This window comes from Actinopolymorpha alba DSM 45243 (genome assembly GCF_000373925.1).
Taxonomy (GTDB): Bacteria; Actinomycetota; Actinomycetes; order Propionibacteriales; family Actinopolymorphaceae; genus Actinopolymorpha; species Actinopolymorpha alba.
In genome coordinates, this window is the sequence record NZ_KB892708.1 from 45,646 (window position 1) to 72,087 (window position 26,442).

The 26,442-nt window shown below is 68.5% G+C and carries 25 protein-coding genes and 4 tRNA genes; 6 read left to right on the forward strand and 23 right to left on the reverse strand.

Annotated features, from left to right (window positions below):
* Positions 1–95 precede the first annotated feature (95 nt).
* The 6 genes from B141_RS0102670 to B141_RS50525 form a co-directional block, all read right to left on the reverse strand.
* Positions 96–1,394 carry a hypothetical protein gene (locus B141_RS0102670; RefSeq protein ID WP_020573626.1) on the reverse strand — a complete coding sequence of 433 codons (1,299 nt, stop codon included), beginning with the start codon at positions 1,392–1,394 and terminating at the stop codon, positions 96–98.
* The gene (locus tag B141_RS0102675) at positions 1,391–1,798 is read right to left on the reverse strand and encodes a cupredoxin domain-containing protein (RefSeq protein WP_020573627.1); all 408 of its coding nucleotides are present in this window, start codon (positions 1,796–1,798) and stop codon (positions 1,391–1,393) included. Before B141_RS0102675 ends, B141_RS0102670 begins: the two co-directional genes overlap by 4 nt.
* Positions 1,795–2,700, reverse strand: a complete 906-nt coding sequence (locus B141_RS0102680; RefSeq protein WP_020573628.1) for a hypothetical protein — start codon at positions 2,698–2,700, stop codon at positions 1,795–1,797. Before B141_RS0102680 ends, B141_RS0102675 begins: the two co-directional genes overlap by 4 nt.
* Positions 2,697–3,791, reverse strand: a complete 1,095-nt coding sequence (locus B141_RS0102685) for a hypothetical protein (RefSeq protein ID WP_020573629.1) — start codon at positions 3,789–3,791, stop codon at positions 2,697–2,699. Before B141_RS0102685 ends, B141_RS0102680 begins: the two co-directional genes overlap by 4 nt.
* Before the next feature lie 109 nt (positions 3,792–3,900).
* Positions 3,901–4,548 carry a response regulator gene (locus B141_RS0102690; RefSeq protein WP_020573630.1) on the reverse strand — a complete coding sequence of 216 codons (648 nt, stop codon included), beginning with the start codon at positions 4,546–4,548 and terminating at the stop codon, positions 3,901–3,903.
* Positions 4,536–6,230, reverse strand: a complete 1,695-nt coding sequence (locus B141_RS50525; protein WP_020573631.1) for a sensor histidine kinase — start codon at positions 6,228–6,230, stop codon at positions 4,536–4,538. Before B141_RS50525 ends, B141_RS0102690 begins: the two co-directional genes overlap by 13 nt.
* 123 nt (positions 6,231–6,353) lie before the next feature.
* On the opposite strand from B141_RS50525, the gene B141_RS38585 reads away from it, so the two are divergent.
* Positions 6,354–7,322, forward strand: a complete 969-nt coding sequence (locus B141_RS38585) for a YihY/virulence factor BrkB family protein (protein WP_157180763.1) — start codon at positions 6,354–6,356, stop codon at positions 7,320–7,322.
* On the opposite strand, the gene B141_RS0102705 is transcribed toward B141_RS38585, so the two are convergent.
* The 13 genes from B141_RS0102705 to B141_RS38600 all read right to left on the reverse strand — a co-directional run bounded on the left by B141_RS0102705 (position 7,304) and on the right by B141_RS38600 (position 18,852).
* A complete protein-coding gene (locus B141_RS0102705; protein WP_020573633.1) occupies positions 7,304–8,596 on the reverse strand; it encodes an ArsB/NhaD family transporter in 1,293 nt (430 codons plus the stop codon). The genes B141_RS38585 and B141_RS0102705 overlap by 19 nt on opposite strands.
* The gene (locus tag B141_RS0102710; protein WP_020573634.1) at positions 8,593–10,143 is read right to left on the reverse strand and encodes a potassium/proton antiporter; all 1,551 of its coding nucleotides are present in this window, start codon (positions 10,141–10,143) and stop codon (positions 8,593–8,595) included. Before B141_RS0102710 ends, B141_RS0102705 begins: the two co-directional genes overlap by 4 nt.
* A 242-nt stretch (positions 10,144–10,385) precedes the next feature.
* Positions 10,386–10,730 (reverse strand): hypothetical protein, encoded by a 345-nt coding sequence (locus B141_RS0102715; RefSeq protein ID WP_020573635.1) that lies wholly within the window; start codon positions 10,728–10,730, stop codon positions 10,386–10,388.
* 109 nt (positions 10,731–10,839) lie between these two features.
* Positions 10,840–11,649: a DUF1684 domain-containing protein gene (locus tag B141_RS0102720; protein WP_020573636.1), complete on the reverse strand. Its 810-nt coding sequence runs from the start codon at positions 11,647–11,649 to the stop codon at positions 10,840–10,842.
* Between the two features lie 2 nt (positions 11,650–11,651).
* A complete protein-coding gene (locus tag B141_RS0102725) occupies positions 11,652–12,449 on the reverse strand; it encodes an ABC transporter ATP-binding protein (protein ID WP_020573637.1) in 798 nt (265 codons plus the stop codon).
* Positions 12,446–13,279 carry an ATP-binding cassette domain-containing protein gene (locus tag B141_RS38590; RefSeq protein ID WP_020573638.1) on the reverse strand — a complete coding sequence of 278 codons (834 nt, stop codon included), beginning with the start codon at positions 13,277–13,279 and terminating at the stop codon, positions 12,446–12,448. Before B141_RS38590 ends, B141_RS0102725 begins: the two co-directional genes overlap by 4 nt.
* Positions 13,276–14,178: an ABC transporter permease gene (locus B141_RS0102735; RefSeq protein WP_020573639.1), complete on the reverse strand. Its 903-nt coding sequence runs from the start codon at positions 14,176–14,178 to the stop codon at positions 13,276–13,278. The genes B141_RS38590 and B141_RS0102735 overlap by 4 nt, the downstream gene beginning before the upstream one ends.
* Entirely contained in the window at positions 14,175–15,128 is a 954-nt protein-coding gene (locus B141_RS0102740) for an ABC transporter permease (protein WP_020573640.1), read from the reverse strand. The genes B141_RS0102735 and B141_RS0102740 overlap by 4 nt, the downstream gene beginning before the upstream one ends.
* Before the next feature lie 90 nt (positions 15,129–15,218).
* On the reverse strand, positions 15,219–16,790 hold the full coding sequence (locus tag B141_RS38595; RefSeq protein ID WP_020573641.1) for an ABC transporter substrate-binding protein: 1,572 nt from the start codon (positions 16,788–16,790) through the stop codon (positions 15,219–15,221).
* Between the two features lie 508 nt (positions 16,791–17,298).
* A tRNA-Val gene (locus tag B141_RS0102750) sits at positions 17,299–17,370 on the reverse strand.
* Positions 17,371–17,389: 19 nt separating this feature from the next.
* A tRNA-Cys gene (locus B141_RS0102755) sits at positions 17,390–17,460 on the reverse strand.
* Between the two features lie 61 nt (positions 17,461–17,521).
* A tRNA-Gly gene (locus tag B141_RS0102760) sits at positions 17,522–17,594 on the reverse strand.
* 58 nt (positions 17,595–17,652) lie between these two features.
* Positions 17,653–18,852: a CapA family protein gene (locus B141_RS38600; RefSeq protein ID WP_020573642.1), complete on the reverse strand. Its 1,200-nt coding sequence runs from the start codon at positions 18,850–18,852 to the stop codon at positions 17,653–17,655.
* A 107-nt stretch (positions 18,853–18,959) separates the two neighbouring features.
* Between B141_RS38600 and B141_RS0102770 the strand changes: the two genes are divergently transcribed.
* Positions 18,960–19,781: an aminotransferase class IV gene (locus B141_RS0102770; RefSeq protein ID WP_020573643.1), complete on the forward strand. Its 822-nt coding sequence runs from the start codon at positions 18,960–18,962 to the stop codon at positions 19,779–19,781.
* 36 nt (positions 19,782–19,817) lie between these two features.
* Here the strand turns inward: B141_RS0102770 and B141_RS0102775 are convergent, their stop codons facing one another.
* Positions 19,818–20,255 (reverse strand): SsgA family sporulation/cell division regulator, encoded by a 438-nt coding sequence (locus B141_RS0102775; protein ID WP_020573644.1) that lies wholly within the window; start codon positions 20,253–20,255, stop codon positions 19,818–19,820.
* A gap of 297 nt (positions 20,256–20,552) precedes the next feature.
* Between B141_RS0102775 and B141_RS46730 the strand changes: the two genes are divergently transcribed.
* Positions 20,553–21,074 carry a TIGR02611 family protein gene (locus tag B141_RS46730; RefSeq protein WP_020573645.1) on the forward strand — a complete coding sequence of 174 codons (522 nt, stop codon included), beginning with the start codon at positions 20,553–20,555 and terminating at the stop codon, positions 21,072–21,074.
* Positions 21,075–21,120: 46 nt separating this feature from the next.
* A tRNA-Val gene (locus B141_RS0102785) sits at positions 21,121–21,192 on the forward strand.
* A gap of 77 nt (positions 21,193–21,269) precedes the next feature.
* On the opposite strand, the gene B141_RS52665 is transcribed toward B141_RS0102785, so the two are convergent.
* Together B141_RS52665 and B141_RS48955 are read right to left on the reverse strand one after the other, a co-directional pair.
* Positions 21,270–21,542 carry a tyrosine-type recombinase/integrase gene (locus B141_RS52665; protein ID WP_420313571.1) on the reverse strand — a complete coding sequence of 91 codons (273 nt, stop codon included), beginning with the start codon at positions 21,540–21,542 and terminating at the stop codon, positions 21,270–21,272.
* An 805-nt stretch (positions 21,543–22,347) separates the two neighbouring features.
* Entirely contained in the window at positions 22,348–22,677 is a 330-nt protein-coding gene (locus B141_RS48955; protein WP_020573647.1) for a hypothetical protein, read from the reverse strand.
* A 192-nt stretch (positions 22,678–22,869) separates the two neighbouring features.
* Between B141_RS48955 and B141_RS48960 the strand changes: the two genes are divergently transcribed.
* On the forward strand, positions 22,870–23,424 hold the full coding sequence (locus B141_RS48960; protein WP_272944055.1) for a phosphotransferase family protein: 555 nt from the start codon (positions 22,870–22,872) through the stop codon (positions 23,422–23,424).
* Here B141_RS48960 and ilvD read toward each other — a convergent pair whose 3' ends face one another.
* Positions 23,425–25,275 carry a dihydroxy-acid dehydratase gene (gene ilvD / locus B141_RS0102805; RefSeq protein ID WP_020573649.1) on the reverse strand — a complete coding sequence of 617 codons (1,851 nt, stop codon included), beginning with the start codon at positions 25,273–25,275 and terminating at the stop codon, positions 23,425–23,427.
* 429 nt (positions 25,276–25,704) lie between these two features.
* On the opposite strand from ilvD, the gene B141_RS0102815 reads away from it, so the two are divergent.
* Positions 25,705–26,430 carry a tyrosine-protein phosphatase gene (locus tag B141_RS0102815; RefSeq protein ID WP_020573651.1) on the forward strand — a complete coding sequence of 242 codons (726 nt, stop codon included), beginning with the start codon at positions 25,705–25,707 and terminating at the stop codon, positions 26,428–26,430.
* Positions 26,431–26,442 lie beyond the last annotated feature (12 nt).

The window sequence follows — 26,442 nt, forward strand, 5'->3', positions numbered from 1 at the left end:
GCAGGCTCCCTTGATGTCTCGTCGAGCGAATCCCTCGCAGCCCTCGCCGTCGTCAGCGAGCGCCGTGGTCAGTGAGCGCGGTGGTCGGTGTGGGGTCAGCTGGCGAAGAGGAGGAACAGGCCGCCGACCGTGTAGCCGACCATCACCAGGAGCAGCGGAACCTGGCCGGCGAGCTGTTGATCCCTGGGCAGGAGGCGTAGCGCGCCGTCGTGGGCCGCCGTCACACCGGCCAGGTGACCGCCGAGCACCCCACCAAGCTGGAACGCGGCGACGATGGCCGCGGTGGTGAGGGATTCGTCCGGTGTCGCGCCGGCGAGACCGAGGGGGTTCCAGCCGAGGCCGAACGGATCGGAGGCGAGGATCAACGCTCGCTGCCCTTCGACGACCAGCAGCGAGTAGTAGTGCGCAAGCAGGTACCCCGCGACCACGGGCACGAGCGAGTGGGCGAGCCCGCCCGAGAGCCCCGACCGGGAGGTGGTGCTCAGGTAGCTCGCCGCGACGACGCCGCACATGAGGAGGAGCCCGGCGGTCGCCGTGACCGGCACCGGCAGCGGGAGGGCCTGCGTGAGGCGCGCCCAGGCCGGCGTCGCGCCCAGACTGTCGTACGCCGTGGAGCCCAGGCAGACGGCGATCACCGCGACGAGGCCCGGGCGTACCGCCAGAGCGGCGAGGCCGTCGAACGGATTGCGTACGACAAGCCGACCGTCGTCGCGCCGACCAAGCGGCGCCAGATGCCCGAGCAGGGTGGAGTAGACCTCGAAGCCGTCAGCCCGCTCGAACCACCGGTCCCCGTAGACGAGCGCCCCGACCAGTTGGCAGGCGGCGTACGTGACGAAGAAGAGTGCGATGACCCGGGGCGACGTACGCCCGGGAGCGACGAGCTCCAGCCAGACGAAGGCGAGGAGCCCCGCGGCCGCCGGCCAGTGGCCGAGCCGTTCCGGATAGGGCCGAAGACCCGACGCCGCCGGTAGTCCGGGCAGGCTGGCGAGGAGACGGTGCACGAGCCGGAGTGGGTTCGCGGTCCGCCACACCGGGCCCACCAGTATCGAGGCGACCGGGATGCCGACCCAGAAGAGCACGTACGCGACGTACGGCGCGAGGTTGCGGTCATCGTCGGGTCCGGCCACCGCGACCAGGCCGGTGAACACCGCCAGTGCCAGGGCGCAGGCCCGCACCGCCTGGGGGATTAGGGCGCTGGCGCCGAGAACCTGGAGTACGCCGGGCAGCGGCCGACCGGCGGCGGAGCCCCGGAAGCGCGGCGTCCGCCACAGCACGCCCAGGCCGAGGAACGACACGAGCAAGGCGAGCGCGGCACCCTGGAGGACCAGGTCGAGCGGCAGCGGTAGGTCCGTACGCTCGCCGATGCCGTGGGCGAGGACTGTCTCCCACCTCACCGGACGACCAGTTGGAGCAGCAGCGTCTCAGGGTGCGCCTCCACGTCGAAGCGCCCGGCCCGGTCGACGGTGAACGCGAACACCGCGGGCTGACCGGGGCGCGCCTGGCCCTCCAGGTCGTACCCGTGGACGTGGATGTCCGTGGGCTCCGAGCTGTGGACGGTGAGCCGCACCTGTTGGCCACGGGGTAGCTCCACCCGGCGTGGTGGGGGACTGACCCGCCCCTGGTCGACGGAGACGGTGATGGTCGTGGTGGTTGTGGAGGTCGTGATGGCAGGACCCGCTGACGGACCCTCGCCGGTCGCTGGCGCGGGGGCCGCGCAACCGGCCAGCAGGGCGACCACACTGAGCGCGAGGGCGAGCCGGAATCGGTGAACCACAAGGCGGACGGCAGGCACGCTCACGTCGACTCCGTCGCGCCCGGCAGGGGTTCGGAACCACTCAACTGCCGGCGCATGCCGACGAACCCGCCGGCCGCGAGCCCCGCGCCCCCGCCAAGGGTGCTGGCCAGGAGCAGCCGGTCAGTGCTGGCTGGCCAGGCGAACGGAAGCTCGGAGTAGCCGAAGCTGCCGAAGTCCGGGAGCGCGGCGACGACGAGGGCGGCTCCCACCACGGCGGCCACGAAGGCGGTGTGGGTGGAACGGCGGGCGGCGGCGACCACGGTCGCGGCCCCGAGCGGCCAGCACACCAGTCCCACCCCGCTGGCACCGAGGAAGAGTGAGACGAACGGCTGCCCGGTGACAGCCAACGCCGAGCCCGCGACGTGTGCGACGTGCGCGCCGGTCACCGCGACCACGCCGGCGGCCAGGCCCGCGCGCCACCACGGGACCCGGCCGAGCAGGCTTCCGGTGATCGCGAGGCCGGCGATGAGGAGCCACCACGGCAGCGGCGAGGGTCCTGGCCGCCACTCGATCTGGCCGACCACCGCGGAGGTCCCTTCCGTCGTACGGACCGGAATCCGCCAGCGACCCTCGGCGGCGCGGCCGTCTGCCAGCGGTGGTGGCTGGGTGCGCGGGTCGGTGAGACGCACGGTGTCGCCCGCACGGACCACCCGCGATGGGTCACCCGCCCGATCCGGGAGCACCGTGACATCGGCCGTTCCAGCGTTGCGGAGTTGGAGTTGCGTGCCGTTGTTGACCATGCGGGCGCTGAGTCCGGTCACCGGCGGGGTGATCCCGGTGACCTCGACCCGGTGGTCGCGCGGCGTCAGACCTCCGGCGTGGGCGAAGGCGGGTGACGCCGGCGCGAGCACCATCACGACGATCGCCGCCACCAGACCGACCCGCCGCGACCGGCGTGCCCTCACGTCCGTACGACCGGACGCTGTCCGGCGACCACTCCAGGGACGCAGAGAACGGCGAGCAGCAACCCGTGGAGAGCGGCGACGATCGGTACGCCCGTCCACAGCTCCACGATGGATGGCAGCCGTCCGACGGAGACGGAGGCGAAGCCAAGGTAAACGGTCCAGGTGACGAACGGCGCCAGCATCGCGAACCCGATGAACGTCGTACGCCGCTCCGCCGCGGGCCGGAGCCAGAGCAGCAGCAGGTCGACGAGCACCCCCGCGACCACGATCGCCGCGAGCGTCGCGAGATTGCTGAACGCCGTGAGCGCGCCGGAAACAATGGCGCAGACGGCATACAGCAGGGTGGCGAAGCCGGGTGGCACCTGCCAGCGGCGGGCGAGCAGCAGGATCGGTGCGAGCAGGAGCAGGTTGGCGGCGACGATGCTGATGGCCAGCTGGGCGCCGCCGGCGTCGCCTTCCTGGTTGGAGAAGGCCGTCACGATGTGGATCCCGCCCCACTGCAGGGGATTGCCGTACGACATGAAGAGCAGGATGAGCGAGGCGGCGAAGGCGAGCCCGAGCAGCCCCGGCAGGAGCCGGCGGAACGACGGCGCCGTCCCCGTGGTGGGGTTCGACCACGCCGACCGCAGCGGCGCGGTGAGGATCACGATCATCGAGGTGATCAGTACGAGGTGGCTCGGGCTGAAGAGGATCGTGATGTTCTGCTCGATGCCGAGCAGCGTGTGCCAGATGAAGTCGGCGACACCGCCGGCCGCGAACACCGGCAGGGCGATGACCGCGAGCCCGTATCCCAGGGGGATCGCGGCGAGCCCCCGGCGACCTGCCGCCAGGTTGCGCCAGACGAGCCACAGGATCCAAATCGCGGTGGCGGTGAAGCCAGAGTAGAACACGCCGTGCCACGGGGTGAAGAACGACTCGAGTTCCGGGACGTTGCTGTGCGCCCACGCGTCGAGGAAGAGCCCGACACCGAACCACACACCGAGCAGGCTCGTCACCAGATCGGCGCGGTACGTCGGCGCTGAGCGCGGCTCTCCCGAATCCACGAGCCATGCGCGGATGCCAACACCGGGCCGGTTCGCCACGATCGCCATGCGTGTTCCCTCCCTCGACAGTGGTGCTGTGGAAGGGATCTTCGCCCGATCTGGACGCGGGCGGAAGCGAGCCAGCACGCAGGGGTCTACGTGCTAGCCGTACCTCGGGTCACGCGTTGAGGTAGCGCAGGACGGCGAGGACCCGGCGGTGGTCGTTCGGACCTGCCGACAGGCGCAGCTTGGTGAAGATGTTGGTGCAGTGTTTCTCGACCGTGCGTTCGGCGATGTGCAGGCGCTCGGCGATGGCGCGGTTGGTGCGGCCCTCCGCCATCAGGCCCAGAATCGTGCGCTCCCGGTCGGTCAGGGTGGTCATCGGATCGTCCTGCTGGCGGTGCCGGCCGACCAGTTGGTCAACGACGACGGGATCGAACGCCGATCCGCGTGAGCCCACCTGCCGGATCGCCGCCGTGAACTCCTCGAGGTCTGACACCCGGTCCTTGAGGAGGTAGCCGACGCCCTCGGCTCCGGTGTCGAGCAGCTCCACCGCGTAGCTCACCCGGACGTACTGCGAGAGCACGAGAACGCCGGTGTCAGGGTGGCGTTGACGCAGCAGGCGAGCGGCCCGGAGGCCCTCGTCAGTGCGGGTCGGTGGGAGCCGGATGTCGACGATCGCGACGTCGGGACGATGGCGGCCGACGGCACCGAGCAGCTCACTGGCGTCCTCGACGCTGGCCACCACGTCGAAGCCGGCCTCCTGCAGCAGGCGGACCAGACCCTCGCGTAGCAGCGTGGAATCCTCCGCGATCACGACCCGCACGGCAACACCGCCTTCACTGTCGTTCCCTGGCCGGGCGAACTGCTGATCGCCAGCGTGCCGGCAGTGGCCTCCACCCGGTGGACCAGCCCGGCGAGACCGGTGCCCTGTGTGGGATCCGCGCCGCCACATCCGTCGTCGCCGACCTCGACCTCCAGGTCTCCTCCACGCTGGGCGACCCGGATCCAGCCCCGCGCGGCGTTGGCGTGCTTGGTGAGGTTGGTCAGTGCCTCCGCCACGATGTAGTAGGCCGAGGACTCGATCTCTGGTGGCAAGGTGTCGGGCAGGTCCAGCCTGACGTCGAGGGGTACGGCCGCGACTGACGTGAGCTCCTGGACGGCTCCCCGCAGCCCGCGTTCGGTGAGGACGGGCGGGTGGATCCCCTGACACAGCGCGCGGAGGTCGTCGAGCGCGTGCAGCACCGCCTCCTTCGCCTCACCCACCAGCGGACGGGCCCGGTCCTGGTCTGTCGCGAGCGTCGTCTCCGCCAGGCCGAGGGTCATGGCGGCGGAGAGCAGCCGTTGTTGTACGCCGTCGTGCAGGTCCCGCTCGAGCCGGCGGCGTTCGGCTTCCCCGGCCTGCACGAGCCGGGCCCGAGACTCCGCGAGTTGCCGAAGTCGCGCCCGCAGCGCCGCGGTGAGGCGTTCGTTCTCCAGCGCCAGCGCGGCGGCCGCGCAGGCGGCGTCCACGAGTTCGGGTTCGTCCAGCAGCGCCGGATCGTGAATCAGAACGGCGACCCGTGCCCCGGCCCGGTCGACCCGGGTCACGACCCGTTCGGCTCCGGGCGGGGGTAAGGCGAGGGGTTCGCCCTGGCTGTCCGCGTAGTGCTCATGCTCGGGTAGCCAGTACCCGACCCGGAGGGTTGGATCGTGCAGCGTCGTGGCGAGCGCTGCCTGCAGGTCGGCGGTGGGCACGGTGGTCGACAGGCCCACCACGAGGTCGGCGACACCCGCCTGGTCGATCCGTCGCCGCACCAGGCTGGCGAGGTAGGCAAGGGGTGTGGCCGCGAGCGCCGCGAGGGTCGCGACGTAGACGGGCGTGGGGTTGAGGCCGAGGTCCTCGACCGGTTTGAGCGAGACGAACAACACGGTGACCAGAGCCGCGGCCGCGTAGACCGGCGTTGTCGCCCGCCGCTGGGTCACGCTGCTTCGCCGCCAGCGCATGACGACGACGCTGAGCACCGCGGCACCGATCACCACCGCCACGACAGCCTGGGTGCGGCGAATGCCGTCGATCAGGAACGCAAGAGCTGTCGGCGGCGCGAAGTCGCCCGCCATCTCCAGCGCGATGCTGACCGAGACCAGGGTCGTTTCCAGGTAGGCGAGGGTCACCAGCAGGCGCGGCAGGAGCCCACCGAGGCGCCCCGTGGGAAACGCGAGGGCAAGGTGGGCAAGGCCTCCGACCCAGAGCGAGGAGAATCCGATGACGATCCACTGCAGCGGTGGCTCGAAGTTGCCCGCCAACTGCTGAGGAATCCAGGCCAGGCCGATGCCCACCATGAGCAGGCCGATCCGGTTGCGTTTGGAGCGGCTCAACGCGACGAGTCCGGCGCCAACGAACGACGCACCCACGACGACGCCGAGCAGCGCGACCAGGCGAGGCTGGTCGTCGTGTGAGGCGATCGCCAGGATGCCGGCCATGATGGACGCGGCGACGAGGGCGAGGGCGCGCCGCCTACCGGTCATGCGTACCCCCCTCGGCCGGTCCCCGATGGTGACCGGGGTGGCGCCAGAGTACGTGCGGCGTTGGCGTCGTGGGCCGCTGTGGCGTCGGGCACCACGTGGCATCATCCGGTTACGGTAGGCCGCATGGCAGTTCGGACGCCGAGTGCGCGCCTGGTCAACCGGACCGGTCGATGGTCTGGTGGACCCGCTCCTTGGCGACTCCTCAAGGGCACGGTGGCCGCCTGCATGCGTTACCGCGTCACCGGACTCGCGGCCGAAGGCGCGTTCTTCGCCGTACTTTCACTGCCACCACTGGTGTTCGGGCTCGCCGGATCGCTGGGATACGTCGTCGGCGTGTTCGGCGCGCAGACGGTCGGAAGCGTGAAGTCCGAGCTCCTCGAGGTCGCCCGGCGCGCCCTCACCGAGCAGAGCGTCCAGAGCGTCATCGTCCCGACGTTGGACGCAGTGCTCGACCGTGGACGCGCGGACGTCATCTCGATCGGGTTCGTGCTCGCCCTGTGGTCCGGATCGCGGGCACTGAACGTCTTCATCGACACGATCACGATCATGTACGGCCTCGGCGGCCGGCGTGGGATCGTCAAGACCAGGGTGCTGTCGTTCTCGCTCTACGTCGTGGCGCTCGCCGTGGGCGTGGTGGTCATCCCGCTCGTCCTCGCCGGACCGGCGCTGGTTGATGCCCTCCTCCCGCGTGGGTTGAGTTTCCTGCACGTGCTCTACTGGCCGACGGTCATCGTCTTGTCGACCGGGTTTCTCACCACGCTCTATCACCTCGCCGTGCCCGAGCGCACGCCCTGGCGGCACGACCTGGCGGGTGCGGTGATGGCGATGCTCCTGTGGCTCGGCGGTAGCTACCTCCTGCGGTGGACGCTTTCCCACGCGATCGGGAGCACCTCGATCTACGGGCCGCTCGCCGCGCCGATCGTCGTCCTGCTCTGGCTCTACGTCATCGTGATCTCCCTACTGATCGGGGCGGCGTTCAACGCGACGTTCCACACGTTCCTGGAGGAACGTGCCGGGGTGAAGAGACGCGACACCGAGGCCGAAGCCCCGATGCCGCGTCTCCCCGAGGCCGATCAGCTGAAGGCGAAGTAACGCAGCCAGACGTACGGCCAGGCAAGGATGACGGTCACGACGGTCACCACCGCGCCGTACTTCGTGAACTTCCAGAAGCTGATCGGCTCCCCGTTGCGGGCGGCGATCCCGATGATGACGACGTTCGCGCTCGCCGCCACGGCGGTCGCGTTGCCGCCCAGGTCCGCGCCGAGCGCGAAGGCCCACCACAACGCCGTGCCTTGCTCAGGGTCAGGTGCGGCCTCCACCAGTCCCTCCACGATCGGCACCATGGTGGCGACGTAGGGGATGTTGTCGACGAACGCGCCGAGGATCGCCGAGCCGAACAGCAGGGCGGCCGCGGCGACGACGTACTCGTCTCCAACGGCGTTGATAGCGGCCCTCCCGAGCGCCTCGATCACGCCGACGTTGACCAGGCCTCCGACGAGAATGAACAGGCCCATGAAGAAGACCAGGGTCTGCCACTCCACCTCCTCCAGAAACTCCGCCGGCGAGGCACCGGAGACGAGGATCATCGCGCCGGCGCCGAGAAGAGCCACGATCGACGGCTCGAGATGCAGGACGGAATGCAGGCTGAACGCGAGGACCACTCCGGCGAGGACGACCAGGCATCGGATGAGGACCACCGGGTTGGTGATCGCCTCCTTCTCGTCCAGGTCCATGATCTCGACCGGATGCTCGGGCCGCAGCCGCAACGTGGACCGGAAGAGAAACCGGCACATCAGAATGAAGACCGCCATGAGCACGACGACGATGGGTGCCAGGTTGAACAGGAAGTCGTTGAAGGACAGGTTCGCTCGGGTACCGATGATGATGTTCGGCGGGTCCCCGATGAGCGTGGCGGTTCCACCGATGTTGGAGGCCAGGGCTTCGGCGATGAGATACGGCGCGACCGGCAGCCCCAGCCGGCGACACACGAGCACGGTGACGGGAGCGACCAACAGCACCGTCGTCACGTTGTCGAGCACCGGCGAGAGTGCCGCCGTGATGAGGACCAGCAGCACCATCAACCGATAGGGGCGGCCCCGTGCCCGCTTGGCCGCCCAGATCGCGAGGAACTGGAACAGCCCCGTCTGCTTGAGGATGCTGACGATGATCATCATGCCGAGCAGCAGGAAGATGACGTTCCACTCGATGCCGGTCTCCTCGGCGAAGAACGCCGAATGAGCGTTGACGATCCCGGCGAGAGCCATCAGTGCGGCGCCGCCGAGCGCGGCCGCGACTCGATTGATCTTCTCGGTCGCGATGAACACATAGGCGAGGACGAAGATCGAGAGGGCAAGCGCGGTGGTCATGAGCGGACCTCCGTCCTGGAGGGGTGGCGGATGTCTGTGGGAATGGCGGGTTGCTCGTCGCCGTGTTCGCCGAACCATCGAGCGAGCCGTCCGGCTCGACCGACCGCCCGCAGTCGACGCTCCGCCGCTCGTCGGGCTCCGGCTTCGGTGACGACGAGCAGGTGGTCGCCGGCGGCTACGGCTGTGTGCTGGTTGGGTACGAACGTTCGTCCGTCTCGCACGACGAGGCTCAGGGCCGCACCGGTTGGCAGTCGTAGCTCCTCCAGGTAGATGCCAATGAGGCGGGAGCCAGCCGGAACGCTTACCTGGAGGAGCTCGGCGTGCGCCTCGCCGAGCGGTGCGGACTCCACCGACAGCTCGCGGGGCTCTGCTGGTTCGGCGACGCCGAGCTGCCGGGCGAGGAAGGGCAGCGTCGGTCCCTGGATCAGGGTGAGGACGACGACGAGGACGAACACGATGTCGAAGACCGCTGTCGCGGTGGGAAACCCAACGCTCAACGGGATTGTGGCCACGACGATCGGTACGGCACCACGTAAGCCCGCCCAGGACATGAAGATCTGTTCGCGCCAGGGCACGCGGAACCACACCGTGCAAAGGAAAACGGTCAGGGGGCGGGCGAGGAGGAGCAGCGCGCCACCGACGACCAGGGCGGGTGCGACCGCGTCAGGCAGGCGGCCCGGGCTGGCGAGAAGTCCGAGCAGGACGAACAATCCGATCTGGGCCAGCCAGGCGGTGCCTTCGGCGAAGCCGAGAGTCGCGCGCTGGTGGGGGAGCCGGGCGTTACCGAGCCACAGCCCCGCGACGTAGGCGGCCAGGAGCCCGCTGGCCCCGACCAGGCCCGCCGACGCGTACCCGAGCAGGGCAAGGGCCATCGTGGCGATCGGGTAGAGGCCCGCTGCCGGAAGGGCGCTGCGGGACAGGACCCATTCGCCGAGCCGGCCCACGACCAGTCCGACCAGGACGCCGACCAGCAGCTGGTAGCCGACCTGTGCGAGAGCCGCCCAGGGGTTGGCGTTCGTCCATGCGTCGGACACCACCAGGGCGACGAGGATGACGACCGGCGGATCGTTGAACCCGGACTCGGCCTCGAGCGTCGCGCCGAGTCGGGCCCGGATCCGCAGCCGGCGAAGGACGGAGAAGACCGCAGCCGCGTCGGTCGAACCAACCGCGGCACCGAGCAGGATGGACGTACGCCAGTCGAACCCGAGAGCCGCATGGGCGGCGAACGCGGTGACCGCGACGCTCACCGCCACTCCGAGGGTCGCGAGCAGCATCGACATGCCGACGACGGGGCGGATCACCTTCCAGCGGGTGGTGAGGCCACCCTCGGCGAGGATGAGAGCGAGGGCGACGAGCCCGAGGTTCTGGGTGAGCTGGGCGTCCTCGAACTCCAGGCCGAGCCCGGCTTCGCCGATCGCGAGGCCGATGGCGAGATAGACCAGTAGGGTGGGCAAGCCCGCCTTGACAGACAGGCGGACCGCCGCGGTGGCCGCGAGCAGGACGAGCATGGCGCCGCAGAGGACGAGGTTGAGTTCGTTGGCTGTCATGGCGTACACCCCCCAGCCGGGTGGGACAGCGGTTCTGGTGTACGCGGAATGGTTGTGGCGGAAGAGTCGGTCACGGCGAATGCGGCGAGGCTCGGGCGGGCGCTGACACCACGCTCGAACGGCGGACCTGAAGAGGGCCGAAGAGTAGACGCCACCACGCCGTGGACCGCGGGAGCGCGGTTCACGGTAGGACCTCCGGGTGGTTCGCACGCGGGAACGTGCGGAGACCTCAGACGGACAGGTCAGGGACCGAGAAGGCGTGGTGGTGCGCGGCTCGCGTAGACCCGTAGGTCGTTGGTGAGGACCGGCACCATCGCGTCGCGCTCGGCCTGGCTGACGCCGGCCGGAGCGGTGGTGCTGAGCAGGTCCTGCGGAGTGGAGTCGAGCCCGTGGATCGCCGAACCGATGGTGGATCCGGCGGTGAGCTTGGGGGTGTGCTTGCTCCCGGCCGGCCACTGGGGGTGGGCCATCTGAGTGGAACCCGGGTCAGCGGACACGCACGGGCCGGCGCCCGCCTGGAGGGCCGGAAGCGGGTGTTGCTGGCGGGTGTGCGCCTCGACTCCGGCAAGGTGCACACCGAGCAGCAACAGGAGGGTGAGAAAGCAGGCAGAGAGAATCCGAGGAACGCCGAACGGGCGTGATGAGGTGCGCGTGATGATGCGGCACCTCCTCAGATCGTTTTGCCGATCCTTTACCTTACCGGGCGCAGCGGGTCAGCACCTGCTTCTCTCCGGCGTTGATCTCGAACGGCAGCACGTTCTGGGCCGGCGGGAGTGGGCAGATGAACGCGTCAGAGAAGGCGCAGGGCGGCAGGACCGTCCGGTTGAAGTCCAGCGTCACCGGCCCGGCCGCCGGCGGGAGCGGCAGGAAGAGGAAGCGGGCCGGACCGTACGTCGAACGCCCGCTCGTGGCGTCCCTGAACGTGATGTGTGCCTGGCCTTCCTTACCGGTGTGGATCGCCACCAGCTCGGCGTCCGCGCCGGCCACGGAGAACGCGAAGGTCCCGACGATCGGATAGTCGGCCTCGCGCTCGGAGTTGCTGTGGTTGATGTGGATGGTCCCGTCGGGGTCCGCCGGGCGGAACTCTCCCGCCACCATCCAGGCCGGGTCTGGTGCGAAGGCGTCGATGCCACCGAATGCCGCGACCGCCGCGGCGTTCGGGTCGAACGTTCGGACCGCGATGTCCTCGCCCCGCTTGATGATCGCGAGCTCGACGTCGCCGACGGCGAGTCGCTGCCCGGCGTGCAGGAGCCCGTCGTTCACGGGTTCGCCGTCCACGGTGAGGCCTTGTGCGCCTGTCACGCGTACGTCCGAGCCCTCCTCCGACCAGGTGCCCGGCAGCCCGTCGATCCGGGTCGCAGCCGACAGCCAGTGGGTTCCCGTGAGAGTGAGGCTTCCGCCCGGCGCCGCGACGGTTACATCACGCTGCGCGTGCCACCGTTGCCACTCGGCCGCGAAGCCGGTGCTGTCGTCGGTGACCGCCTGGGTGGTGGGGGTTCCGGTCATAGTCATGCCTCCGTGGTCTGGGGAGGGACTTCTTCGAGGTCGGCTGGCAACCGTGGAATGGCCGCCAGCAGTGCGCGCGTGTAGTCGTCGGTCGGGGTGGCCAGCACGGTCGAGGTCGGGCCGGTCTCGACGACCCGGCCGTCTCGCATGACCGTGACCTGCTGGCAGAGCTGGCTCACGATAGCCAGGTCGTGGGAGACAAGGACGAGCGTGAGCCCGAGGCGTTCGACGAGTTCCTGGAGGAGTTCCACGATCTGCCGGCGTACGGACACGTCCAACGCACTGACGGGTTCGTCGGCGAGCAGCACCCGAGGTGCCGGCGCCAGCGCGCGGGCGATCGCGATCCGCTGGCGCTGCCCGCCGGAGAACTCATGTGGGTATCGCTGGCCGTCGTCAGGGTGCAACCCGACGGCGGTCAGTAGTTCGGCGACCCGGTCGGCGCGATCACTACGGCTGTCGCCGATCCGGAGCGAGCGCAGGGGTTCGGCGATGATGGACGCGACCGGCATCCGGGGGTTGAGGGACGAACGCGGATCCTGGAAGACGACCTGCACCTGCTGCCGGAAATCCCGCTCCGGGACCCGGTCGAGCGGCGTACCAGCGAACCGCACCTCACCAGCACTCGGACGGTCGACACCCAGAAGGAGCCGGAGCAAGGTCGTCTTGCCCGCGCCGGACTCGCCGACGATGCCAAGGCTCGCTCCCGCGTGGACGGTGACGCTCACGTCGTCGAGCGCGGGCCGGGGCCGCCGCGGGTAGCGACGCGTCAGGTGCTCTCCCACCAGTAGGGGCTCGGTCATGCGTCACCGCGCTCTGTGCCGGCGGCGCCGGGCGTCACCACGGCGGGCGGGCTCGCGAGCCGGGTGACCTCGCGGGCGCTGGCCACGAGTTCGCGCCCGTAGCTGGACTTCGGGCGGCGCAGCACATCGTCGGTCGGGCCCGACTCGACGACCTCGCCAGAACGCATCACCAGCAGTGTCCGCGCGAGGCCGGCGACCACGGGGAGGTCATGGCTGATGAACAGCAGGGCCACGCCGGTCTCCTCGATCAGCTCGTCCAGCAACGCGAGAATCTGCTTCTGCACGGTGACGTCGAGGGCCGTCGTCGGCTCATCGGCGATCAGGACCCGCGGCCGGCAGGCGAGCGCCATCGCCACCGCCACCCGCTGCCGCTGGCCGCCGGAAATCTGGTGGGGCAGGGCGCGCACGATGCGTTCGGGGTCGGGTAGGTGGACCCGCCGGCACCACTCGAGCGCCTGGGCCTGCGCGTCAGCCCGGTTGAGTCCGTGGTGCAGCCGGAGCGGGCCGGCGATCTGCCGGCCGACCGGCATCAGCGGATCGAGCGCGGTCAGCGGCTCCTGGAACACCATGCTCACCGTGCTGCCACGCACCCGCCGCCACGCGCGGTCTGGCGCTTCGAGGTAGTCCCGACCGTCGATGACGATCCGGCCGGTGGCTCGCATGCCGTCGGGCAGCAGGCCAAGGAGCGCCTGCGCGGTCAGGGACTTGCCAGAGCCGGACTCCCCGATCAGCCCGACCCGGTCGTGCGCGGCGAGTTCGAGGGTGACGTCCCGGACGAGCGAGCGACCGCCCAGAGCGATGGAGAGGTTCGTGGCCGCGAGTACCGTCATCGGTCGGCTCCCTGGCGAGAACGCTCGCGGAGCTGCGGGTCGAGGAGTTCGCGCAGCCCGTCGCCCAGCAGGTTGACGCCGATCACGGTCGCCGCGACCGCGAGGCCGGGGAGTACGACGTTCCAGGGCGCCACGCTCACTGTCGCCTGCGCTTCCTGCAGCATGCGTCCCCACGACGGTGCCGGCGGCGGCGTGCCCAGCCCGAGGTACGACAGCGACGCCTCGGCGACGACCGCGATGCCGAAGGCCAGGGTCGCCTGAACCACGAGCGTGTGCCAGATGTTCGGAAGCACGTGCCGGACAAGGATCATCACCGGGCGGGTTCCGCAGGTCCGGGCGGCGAGCACGAAGTCCTGCGTGAACACCCGGCTCGCGGAGATCCGGGTCAGCCGCGCCACCTCGGCGGACAGGCCGATGCCGATCGCCGTGACCGCGACCCCCGTCGACGCGCCGTACACCGTGACCAGCAGCATCGCGAGCAGCAGTGTCGGGAACGCGATCACGATGTCGATCAGCCCAGCGATCGCGTCGTCGACCATCCGTCCGGCCGCGGCCGCCACCAGACCCAGGGGCACGCCGATCACGGACGCGACCACGACGGAGGAAAACCCGACCCACACAGCGGTCCACGCGCCCAGCATCAGCTGGGTGAACTGGTCACGTCCCAGCCTGTCGGTGCCGGCCCAGTGGAGTGCCGAGGGCCCGGACAGGCGGGCGCCGGGGGATGCCTGGTCGAGGCCGTACGGCGTCCAGATCAGCGACACGAGGGCCAGCGCGAGGATGGCGCCGACGACCACGACGCCGGCCACGAAGGCGGGCGAGCGCACCCCACGGCGCGTCCGGACACCTGGCGTCGGCCCCGCCTCCACAGCGGTCGACTCGAGTGTGGGCACGCTCATCCCGCACCACCCCGCAGCCGTGGATCGATCAGCCGTTGAACGACGTCCACCACGAGACCCACCACCAGGACAGTGGCGGTCATGAGGAACACCGTGCCCTGGACCACCGGCAGGTCGCGCGCCTTGACACTGGTGAGCAGCAGCGTGCCGAGGCCGGGCAGAGCGAAGACGCTCTCGATGACGACCGTTCCGAGCAGGGAACTCGCCAACAGCACACCGAGAACGTTGACCACCGGCGCGGCGCCGTTGCGGAGACCGTGCCGCCACAGCGCCTGGGTCAGGCTGTAGCCGAGGGATCGCGCGGTCCGGATGTACTCCTGGTTGAGCACGTCCAACGTCGCCGACCGGACGTACCTCACCAGGACGGAGGTCTGCGCGACGGTCAGCGTGATCACGGGCAGGACCAGCGACCGTGCCGCGAGCGTGGGCTCCAGCCAGGCATCGCGCGGAAAGCCGCCGGGTGGGAGCAGGCGCCAGTCCACGGCCACCAACCAGACCAGGATGATCCCCACCCAGAAGACCGGCAGCGCGATGCCCAGCTGCGCGAGGGCGGAAACGACGATCCCGGCGACCCCGCGCCGGCGTACGGCGGCGAGGATCCCGATCGGGACGGCGACCAGCAACGACAGGACGAACGCGCTCAGGGCCAGCGGAAGCGTCACCGGGAGCCGGCCCACGATCTGGTCGAGGACCGGCAGCCTGGTGAAGAGGCTCTCGCCCAGCTGGCCGCTCAGCAGTCCGCCGAACCATCCGGTGAACTGCTCCAGCAGCGGCCGGTCCGTACCCAGCTGGTGCCGGATCGCGTCCAGCTGGTCAGGTGACGCGCCGACCGCGAGCAGCGTCACCGCCGGGTCACCCGGAAGCACCCGGAGCAGGAAGAAGATCGCCGAACCCGCGACGACCAGTGAACCCAGCAGCCAGGTGACCCGCCGGAGGAGGTACCCGAGCACGCCTACCTCCCGCCGGTCACGTGGTCGATAGACCGGCACCTGGCCGGCGACCCGCCGAAGCAGGCGCCGGCCACGTGCGCGGGCGACAGATCAGGACCGCTTGGCGATCGGCGCCACATAGAAGCTGTCTGTCGTGTTGTTCTTCTGGTAGCCGCTGACCGAACTCGAGGCCACCTTGATCGCCGGGTCGAGGAAGAGCCAGTTGCTGGCCGCGTCCTCGGAGATCTTGCGGGCCACCTTCTTCAGCAGCGCGGTCTGCTCAGCCTGCGTGGCCGCGGACTCCGACTGCTTCACCCACTGCTGGACCTGCTTGTTGTCGTACTGCCAGTAGAACTCCGGATCGCCGTACCAAACCAGGTCGCGCTGGTTGACGTGCGTCATGATCGTGGCCGCGAAGTTGTGGTTCTTGTACACCTTGTCGGTCCACGTGGCGTCGTCGATCGGGTTCAGCCTGATGGTGATGCCGGCCTGCGACAGCTGGCTTTTCAGACCCTGCGCGATGATGTTGGTCGCGTCCGAGGGCACGTAGTCGACGGTGAACGAAAGCCCCTTCGGGTATCCCGCCTTCGCCAGCAGCTTCTTCGCGTTCGCCGGGTTGTACGCGTCGATGCTGGTGAGGTCTTCGTACCACGGGTCGGTCGGCGGCACCATCGAGCCGATGACCTGGCCACGGTCAGCCCAGACGGCCGTCAACAGTGCCTTACGGTCGGTCGCCTGGCGGATCGCCCGGCGTACGTCGACATTGGTGAACGGCGCCTTCGCGTCGTTGAAGTTGAACAACTCCTTGGTCGTCGAGGTGCCTTCCACGATGGTGAAGTCGGGGCGGTTCTCGAACTGCGTCAGCATGTCGGGCGACGTCACCTGCGTCACGAGGTCGAGCTGCCCGCTGAGAAGGGCGTTGTTCTCGGCGGTGGCGTCCTTGAAGAACCGGTAGACGACCTGCTTGTTGGCCGGCTTGGTGCCCCAGTACTTCTCGTTGCGGTCCAGGGTGATGGAGTCACCCTGCTTCCAATCGGCAACGGTGTAAGGCCCGGTCCCGATCACGGTGGTGTCGGGCTTGCCGGCGCTCTGCTTCGTCACCGCCGCTCCGGTCGCGGTCAGGTAGAAGAGGAACGACTGGGAACGCTCCGACAAGGTGACCTTGACGGTGCTCGCGTCCGGCGCCTCGATGTCCTTCATGACCTGGAGGTTCTTCTTACGGGCGCTGGTCGACTCCTCGGAGATCACCCGCTCGAGCGTCGCCCGGACGTCGCTCGCCTTGAGAGGCGTGCCGTCAGAGAAGGTGACCCCTGGGCGGAGGTGGAAGGTGTAGACCTTGCCGTCGGGGGAGACGTCCCACGACTTCGCCAGCAGGGGCTCGACCTTGCCGTCATCCGTCAGCACCGTGAGGCCCTCGACGACGTTGCGGAGCAACACCTGGGCGTGGCCGGTGTTGCCACCTTTGACCACATCGAGAGTGGTTGGTTCGTTGAGCGAGCCCACCGTGATGGTCGCGTCCGGGTTGACGGCGCCGGGCTTCGCGCCGGCTTGCGTTCCTGCGTCGGTCGTGCCGGCGTTCGTCGTGCAGGCCGAGAGCGCGAGGGCAGCGACCGCGGCGGCAGCGACGAGGGTGCGGAGGGGGGTGACGGACCGGACGGCCCGCGACCAGCCTGAGGTGGGCATGTACTTGCTCCAAGACACACGTGGTCGGACTCTGAAGTGGCTTTCTCTCGGCCCCCGCCGGTGAACTACCGATATGTAAGTGATGGGGAGTGGCCGGGATATTCCGCGGCGTCTCACCCCACGCGCCGGATCCTCATGGGCACCGCGTGGCCCGGCGAGGCACGGATCGCTGGTCGGATGTTGGCGTCAGCGACAACAGCGACCGCGGGTCCCGGCACCGATCGAAGGAGCGGAGCGGTCGAGCGGCGGCGGGAATCTCACGCAGGCGAGAGTACCTGACGGGCGGGAATTCCTAGTGATTCAGTGGGAGTGCGCTTCATCACGTGCCGGGATCTGTACGGAATCTGTACGGAATCTGCCGAGAACGGGTGACCCTGCCGAGTCAGGGACCTGCTGAGATCGTCCGGATGCGTCGAGGCTGTCCGGGTGCTTCAGGACATGAGACCGGGTGCTTCAGGACATGAGGAAGGCCCCGCCGAAACGGGGCCTGACCTGCGGAAATGCGGGGTGGGCGATACTGGGATTGAACCAGTGACCTCTACCGTGTCAAGGTAGCGCTCTCCCACTGAGCTAATCGCCCGCGTGTTGCGAGGGGTTCGAGGTGGAGACGGGATTTGAACCCGTGTACACGGCTTTGCAGGCCGTTGCCTCGCCTCTCGGCCACTCCACCGACGACAGGCCTGCAAGTGTGAGACCTGGGGGCAAACCCCAGACCCCCCAGGCCCGCTCCGAGCGGACGACGGGATTCGAACCCGCGACCCTCACCTTGGCAAGGTGATGCGCTACCAGCTGCGCTACGTCCGCATGTGCGCCGCGCTGTTTCCTCGACGCGCAGAGAACATTATCCGATCCTTCGCCCGACTCAAACTGGGGGTTCCGGTACGTCGCTCAGATCCGCACACGAGCGGAGCCGAACCCAGTCCCGGCGCATCTCCCGCGCCTGCCTGCCGGCCGCGAAATCGGGCAGTCCGTCGGACCCGATCAGGGCAGGCGCCCAGTGGGCCTTCGCGACGGTACGCCCAGAGAGCGTGACCGTCAGGACGCCGGTCGTGATGGTCTCGGTGGAGCTGCGGTTGTACCAAACGAAGTTGCCGAGCCCGTACGCGACGAAGGCGCTGGTGCCGGTCAGTTGACCCGCTGCCAGCTGGACGTGGGCATGGGTGCCGGCCACGATGTCGGCGCCGGCAGCCGAGAGTGCGCGGGCCAGCGACCGCTGGTCGCCGGTCGGGCAGCCCTCCCGCTCGACACCCCAGTGCAGGTAGACCACTACGACATCGGCTTCCTGGCGCGCCTGACGTACCGCCGCGAGAAGACGCTGCGGGTCGAGCGACGCGGCGACCCCGGCGCTGGACTCGGTGGCCGAGAAGTTCCGCGTGGTCGGGTCCACGACGGCGTCGGCGCCGATCACCGCGATCGTCGTACCCCTGATCGTCACCAGGTGGGGCGCGAAGGCCTCGGCCGCGTTCGCGCCGATCCCCACGACAGCCAGGGGAGCGCGGGCCTTCGCCGCAAGGCTGTCGGCCAACCCGACAGGGCCGTAGTCGACGGCATGGTTGTTCGCCATGGACACCACGTCGACGCCGCCGGCGGCGAGGGCGTCGAGTGCGGACCGCGGGGCGCGGAAGTTGTAGGACTTGTCCTCGGGCCGGCCCCGGGTCGTCACGGAGGTCTCGAGGTTGGCGATGGTGAGGTCCGCCGCGGCCAGCTGCTCCCGCAGCGGCGCGAGCGCGGTCGCCGGCTGGTCGAGCAATCGCCGCAGGTGTCGTTCGAAGTGGATGTCGCCGGCGAAGGCGAGCGTGATCGGGCGCTCCGCGGCCGTCGCTTCGGGAGAGACCGGCTGCCCGGTCTCCCAGGTCTGCCCGGTCTCCGGGGTCTCCCTGGTCTCCCTGGTCTCCTTGGTCGCGCGGGCGGGTGGTGTGCTTGTCACGGTGGTCACCGCCGACGCTGGTGGGGGCGTCGGAGTGGGTACGACATGCGCAGAGAAGTTCTTGCCGCAACCCGCGGACGCGGCTCCGGCGACAAGGACCACGACCAGGAGAATACGAACGTGCAGGTGCCGCATGTAACGAACCGTAGGCGCCGCAATCGGGCTTGTCGGCCTGGTCCGGTAATACAGGAATTTCAGGACCAGTGCGACGAAAACTGGACGACAGAAGGGATGAAGGCGCCATGAGGTTGTGGGTCAACGGCGGCCTCGTAGCCGATCCGTACGCACCGGCACTCGCTCCGCTCGACCATGGAGTCACCGTGGGTGACGGTGTGTTCGAGACGCTGAAGGTGGTCGACGGGCAGCCGTTCGCCTTCACCCGCCACCTGGAGCGACTCGCCAGGTCGGCGCTCGGACTGAATCTCCCCAAGCCCGACCTCGATCAGGTACGCCACGCCGTGGCGGAGGTCCTCGATGGTTGGAACCAGCCGACGGGACGCCTCCGGATCACCGTGACGGGCGGGCCCGCGCCGTTGGGTTCGGAACGCGGCAACCATGGCTTGACGGTCATGGTGGCGGTCGCGGAGCTGGCCGAGCGACCGGCGACGACAGCGCTCACCACGGTGCCGTGGGTGAGAAACGAGCGCGGGGCAATGGCCGGGGTCAAGACGACGTCGTACGCCGAGAACGTCCTGGCCCTGGCGTACGCCCAGGAGCGCGGCTCGTCAGAGGCGCTCTTCGCCAACACCGTGGGAAACGTGTCTGAAGGAACCGGTTCGAATGTCTTCGTGGTGCTCGGCGGGGAGCTCTACACGCCGCCGCTGACGGCCGGCTGCCTGGCCGGCGTGACCCGCGCACTCGTCCTCGAGTGGTTCGGTGGCATCGAGAAGGACATTCCGATGAGCGCGCTCGAGGATGCCGAAGAGATCTTTCTCACCTCGACGACGCGTGACGTACAAGCGGTGCACGCTCTCGACGGGCGCGCTCTGACCGCCCCCGGACCGGTGACGGTACGAGCGATGGAGACGTTCGCACGGCAGGCCGCAGAGCGGACTGATCCCTGAGCGGATGATGGCGTGGCGCGCCGCCGTCCGCGAGGTCTAGAGGCTGGACCCAGGGCTGCGGCGCAGCGTCTCGACGAGGACGTCGAGGTCGACGTGGCTGCTCTCCTGGCCCGGCGCGATGATCGCGTACGTGCTCTGGAGGAACGCCGCGAGACCGTCAGCCGGGGCGTGAAGCACCGCTTCCCCGTCGGGGGAGCGGAGCTCGATGAGGACGATCGCCTGCCCGCTCTCGTCCACCAGCGGCGACACGTGGACGTCACCGTCGCCGGACGGGCGGAAGAGGCCTTCGGACAGAAGGTCGCGGGCGAAGACCCAGCGGACGCCGCGGGGTTCGCCAGTGTGGAACACCGCGTCGACCGCATACGGGTCGGCGGCGTCGTATCTCAGCTCAGCGGTGAGCTTCAGCGCGGCGCCCGTCCCGTCAATCAGACGGAGTGGGAGTGCGTGAGTCACCGAGGCGGGAAGTGCATCCATCGGGGGGCGGGGGCCTTTCCGTGGGTGGTGCGGAACCGGCGGTAGGGCCATAGCGCGAGAGTCTGCTCTACGAAGGCCCCAGTCCCAAAACCCGGTGGGGAAATGCGTCCCGGTCTGGCCGATTCGCCCCAGGAATAATCTCGGTATCTGAGACAAGATCGCGAAGTCTGGGACGTCAGAGGCGGCATGTCGAGAGGCCTTAGGCTCTTTCGAGAGCGGAGACTGAAGACTTGCGACGCGGCCGGCGCCCCAAGACCGTAGCGGAACCGGCGCGGAGGGGACCACTCGGGAGGATATGTGAGCGACGAGGACATTCGCGGTTCCGGCGGCCGGCAGACTGAGGCTGGCGAGGCCGCCGAATCCGTGCGCGGAGCCGTGGTGGACGACCCGGCGACCGAGCACAAGCCTCCCGCCCCCGCCCGTGAGTCGCGCTGGCACCACCGGGTACGCGGTCGAGTCCGCCGTAACCGCACGCTCGACGCCACCTGGCGGGTTGGAACCTTCATCGTGGGCGCGGCCTTCGTCGTGGCCGGCCTGATCATGTTCATCACGCCCGGGCCCGGTTGGGTGACGGTGATCGTCGGGCTCGCGATCCTCGCCACGGAGTTCGCCTGGGCTCGCCGCACGCTTGACTGGGCGAAGCAGAAGGCTCAGCAAGCGAGCGCGAAGGCACTCGACCCGCGGGTGCGCAAGCGGAACATCCTCATCGCGCTGACCGTGGTGATTGTGCTCGCCCTCGCCGGTTGGTGGTGGGTTGCGAGCTTCGGCTGGCCGGAACCACTGGTGAGGACGATCAACTGGGTCCGCTCGTGGCGGTGAACGCGCATGCGCTAGGGTTTCTGTCGCCCGTCCGGGCAGCTGAGTTGGGCGATTAGCTCAGCGGGAGAGCGCTTCGTTCACACCGAAGAGGTCACTGGTTCGATCCCAGTATCGCCCACCCACGTTTCCGCAGGTCAAACGCGAAAAGGGCCCCTTCCCGGTAGCCGAGAAGGGGCCTCGTCGTTGTTTGAGTGACTAAATGAGTGACTTGCCATGCCCGACCAGGCGCGAGATGTTCTCAATCGGCATACCACTGTCTGACAGCAGCGAGACGAAGCTGTGCCGCATCTCGCGCGGTGTCCAGTTCTCAGCCTCTAGCCCTGCCTTCCTCACCACGTTGCGAAAGGCGCGGCGAACGTTACCGGCATCTAAGGCTGTCCCGTTCCGCGTCGCGAACACCCCACCAGACGATCTGGCGCACTCTTCCAGCAACCAGTCGGCAACCCGTTCCCTCCACCCTGGGAACACCAATCCGGCCCGCTACCCGACAACCTCCAAACCGACGACGAGTAAGAGGCGTCGCTGTTGCGTATGACGCACCCATCCGGGCACCGGAAGCCGGGCGGGTCATACGGGCACTCCGTGATCACCCGATGGCAGTCAGCGATGAGGCTGTCCGGTCATGGAACGCTTACCAGGCGGTCTGGATTCCGTTTCGACCCGAACGAGCGAACGAAATGGGTGGACGACGGGATCCCTCGTAGACGCTGGGCATTGCCCCGCTTCCGCGGCAACGTCGGACCATCTTCTGGCGCGTAGGTTGCCGACCCTCCGGTGCTGTCCGATCAACGATCGGGGGTGTGCCCATGGCTGTGTTCCCAGCCCGCGTTCGAGGCGTGTCGTCCCTTTTCCAGCCCAGTCGGCTGGTGACTATCATGGTCCGACGATTCGCCGGCACAGCACACCGGGAGCAAGCGATAGTCGAACTGCTCGAACGTGGCATGTGGCGCGACGACGGCGACGCGTGGGTGATCACCCACCATCCCCACGTCGTGAAACAGGGACTCCTTGCACAGTTGAAGAAACGCGAGCAGGAACGCGAGCGAGAGCGCAACAAGCGGGCAGCCGAGAAGGCCAGCCTCGCCCGGACATCGTTCAGTGGGTCCAGCGTCCCAGCCCGCGCGCACCGCGCAACGTCGCCATCCGCCGGGAGGACGGCACTGTCGTCATCCGACCGTTCTGAGGCTTGCGGAAATGCGCGCCCGAGCAAGGCGTCGTTGACGTTTCTGGGACACATGGGAGTGGACAGATGGCTGACGAACCCCGGGAACTTTCAACCGGGCTGTGCTGACCCGGCACCCCACGTCAAGGCGGTGAGGGCGGCGAGGTGGTAGGCGGTGGGTGGGCGCAGGGTCTTCAACGCCACGGACCGGATCGGCTGGCCGTCATGCCACACGGTTGTCGTGTAGGAGCAGAACTCTTCGGTGATGGAAAGGCCGGCGGTGTGCCCGCCCAGCATCCACACCCACGCCTTGCGCCAGCCGGTCGACACCTCAATCCACCCGTCCGGGTGGTCGGGGCTGGGGGGTGGCGGTTGGACGGTTGGGCTCCCCCACCGCCGCACCGCGCTGGACAACCACTCGTCCACCTGGGTCAGGTTCACTGTGCGTCCTTCTGTTGGGTGCGGTACAGGCCGGCGCGGATCGCGGCGGGCCTTAGCCCGACTGCGTCGCCGATCGCACGGGTCGTCACACCCCTGCCCAGCTGCGCGGCAACACAAGCTCAGATCCGTTCGGAGGCGACCCGGGGCGCCGAGCCGGGCTTGTGGCCCGGGGCCGTCCGACTACTGCTGACAATGTGCACAGTTCTGGGACACAGAGGTGGGACAGATGAGCACTCAGACGAGTTTCTCGTCGCTGGGGTCCGCCTGCCGTTCTTGGCTACGCTGCCCGGGTGGCGAGCGGAGAGCGTGGCGAAACAGGCCAAGGTGGAGAGCGTTTGGCGGGCCCGCTACGTGATTCTGGATGTCTTGGGCCGACTACCGCTGGTTTTGTCTCACGGTGACGCACTACCGCAGAACATGATTCGCCAAGAGCAGGACCAGGTGGTGGCGGTCGACTGGGGCCAACTCGGCTATAACACGGTTGGCGCCGATCTCGCGAGTCTCGCCCTGTACTCGTCTGTCGAGATCGACAACCTTGTGGAGGCCTACGTCGACGGTCTAGCGGGCGCCCGACAGGCGGACCGGGCAATGGTCCGAAAAGCCACGATCCACACAGCGGCGCTGATCGCCGTCTCGCGGGCTTCGAGAGCCGTGGCCACCAAGCAGGACGTCGATGGCTACCTTGGTCGACTTCGCAGAGCCGAGCCCGCCTTGGCCGTGGTGTCAGGATTAGTTAGGGCAGTGTGATCAGCCGAGCCTGGTCACGTCGCGGACGGCGCCCTTGTCGGCGCTGGTCGCCATCGCCGCGTAGGCGCGGAGTGCCTGGGAGACCTTGCGGTCGCGGTCCTTGGGAGCGTAGACGCCGCCCAGAGCCTGGCGGCGGGTTGCGAGGATGTCGTCGTCGACGAGGAGTTCGATACTGCGGTTGGGGATGTCGATGCGGATCAGGTCGCCGTCCTCGACGAGGGCGATTGTGCCTCCGGAGGCGGCCTCTGGGGAGACGTGACCGATGGACAGGCCAGACGTGCCGCCGGAGAAGCGCCCGTCGGTGACGAGAGCGCAGGCCTTGCCGAGACCGCGGCCCTTCAGGAAGGAAGTTGGGTAGAGCATTTCCTGCATACCCGGACCGCCCTTGGGGCCCTCATAACGGATGACGACGACGTCGCCTTCACTGATCTCCTTCCGGAGGATCTTGTCGACGGCCTCCTCCTGCGACTCGCAGACGACGGCTGGACCTTCGAACGTCAAGATGGACACGTCAACGCCAGCTGTCTTCACGACACAGCCGTCGACGGCCAGGTTGCCTTTCAGGACTGCGAGTCCACCGTCCTTGGAGTACGCGTGGGCTTCATCACGGATGCAGCCGTCCACGGCATCGGTGTCGAGGCTGTCCCAACGTTCGGATTGGGAGAAGGCGGTCGCGGAGCGCCGGCAGCCGGGGGCAGCGTGCCACAGCTCGACGGCCTCGGCGGATGGGGACCCGCCGCGCACGTCCCAGGTCTTCAGCCAGGCGGCAAGGGAGGGGGAGTGGACGGTGTGCACGCCTTCGTTGAGCAGGCCGGCGCGGTACAGCTCGCCGAGGATCGCGGGGATGCCGCCAGCTCGATGCACATCCTCCATGTAGTACGTGCCCCTGGGAGCGACGTTAGGCGCGACCTTGGCCAGACACGGAACCCGGCGCGAAACCTCGTTTATGTCCTCCAGTCCGTAGTCCAGCTCGGCTTCCTGAGCGGCCGCCAGCAGGTGCAGGATCGTGTTGGTTGAGCCACCCATGGCGATGTCGAGCGCCATGGCATTGTCGAAGGCATCTCGGGTGGCGATGGTGCGTGGCAGGACCGTCTCGTCGCCGTGCTCGTAGTAACGCTCAGCCAGTGCGACGATCGTTTCTCCCGCCTTCTCGTACAGCGCCTTGCGGGCTGTATGGGTAGCCAGGACCGAGCCGTTGCCCGGAAGGGCGAGCCCGATCGCCTCGGTCAGGCAGTTCATCGAGTTGGCGGTGAACATGCCCGAGCAGCTGCCGCAGGTCGGACAGGCGTTCTCCTCGATACGCAGGATGTCCTCGTCCGAGACGCTCTCGTTGACGGAATCGCTGATCGCGTTGATCAGGTCCAGCTTGCGGACGGTGCCATCCGTCAGTGTGGTCTTGCCTGCCTCCATCGGCCCGCCGGAGACGAAGATCGTCGGAATGTTGATCCGCAGGGCGGCCATCAGCATGCCCGGGGTGATCTTGTCGCAGTTGGAGATGCAGATCAGGGCGTCGGCGCAATGCGCCTCGACCATGTACTCGACGCTGTCCGCGATCAGGTCGCGAGACGGCAAGGAGTACAACATGCCGCCGTGGCCCATCGCGATGCCGTCGTCCACGGCGATCGTGTTGAACTCGCGGGGTACGGCCCCAGCGGACTTGATGGCGGCACTCACGATCCGGCCAACCGGCTGGAGGTGGGTGTGCCCAGGGACGAACTCCGTGAAGGAGTTGGCAACGGCGATGATCGGCTTACCGATGTCCTCACTCGCTACCCCGGAGGCGCGCATCAAGGCGCGGGCTCCCGCCATGTTGCGGCCGTGGGTGACTGTACGGGACCTCAGCTCGGGCATCGTCGTTCGCTCCTTCGGTGGTCGTGCGCTGAGCCTAGCCCGCAGACTTCTCGCGCTCTCTGGACGACCCACGGACGTGGCCCGCGCTCGGGCCCGTTGCGGATACGCCCCTGCAAGGCGGGGTACGTCAGCCCTCCGACGCGGCAGGCATAACCCGAGCGGCCAGGTTCTTCAGTTCATCAGGCAGGCGATGGTGCTGCCGGCCTCCTGATACGCCTCGATGAGGCGTCGCATGCGGATGGGATCGTCGTCTTGGCCGAACGCAGCCACCGCACGCCACGCCCGATGCGACCAGTTTGCGACACGGGTTCTTCACCCATCGGTTCGGCGTACCCAGAATCTGGGCGCGGGCAAGGCGCCCAGTCGAGCAGACTCTGTCCCGCGTAGCTCCTTCAGCGACTCACCCGATCGGCAGCGGAAAGGAGAGACGTGCAGGTGCCTGGGACGGGACGCATCCATCTGCAGTGGCCGAACTGCCTCAATGTCCGTGACCTTGGTGGATTACCCACGAGTGGCGGTCGCCAGATCGCTGGCGGAGCTTTGATTCGGTCTGACAATCTCAACCGGTTGACCGAAGCCGGCGTCAACGCGGTCCGCAAGGCTTCGGTGAGGCGGATCATCGACGTACGAACGCCCCAGGAATGCGAAGCGTATCCATCCCCCTTCGCGAGCGACCCGCTCTATCGAAACCTGCCGCTGTCCAGACCCGGCGACATCTACGACCCGACCCTGAGCATCGACCAGGACTACATCGTGATGCTCGACCGCAACCCCGACCTGCTCGCCGCAGCGGTCGGAGCGATCGCGGATGCACCGGCCGGAGGAGTCGTCGTCCATTGCCACTGGGGAAAGGATCGGGCCGGGAACGTGGTAGCACTCGCGTTGAGCCTCGCCGGAGTAGACGCCGAATCTGTCGCCGCTGACTACGCCGTCCTGGGCGACCGTATGCGCGACCACGTCGCCGAACAGCTTGCCCTCATCGACGACCCCACTGAGCGGAACCAACTGGCGGAGCTCTTCACCGCCCGACCGGAGACCATGCTCGCGGTACTCAAGCATCTCAACGACAGATACGGCGGTGTTGAGCAGTACCTTCGTTACGGAGGTCTGAGCGACAATCAGGTCAACGCGCTGAGAGGCCGGCTCGTCAGCTAGCTGGGATCGAGG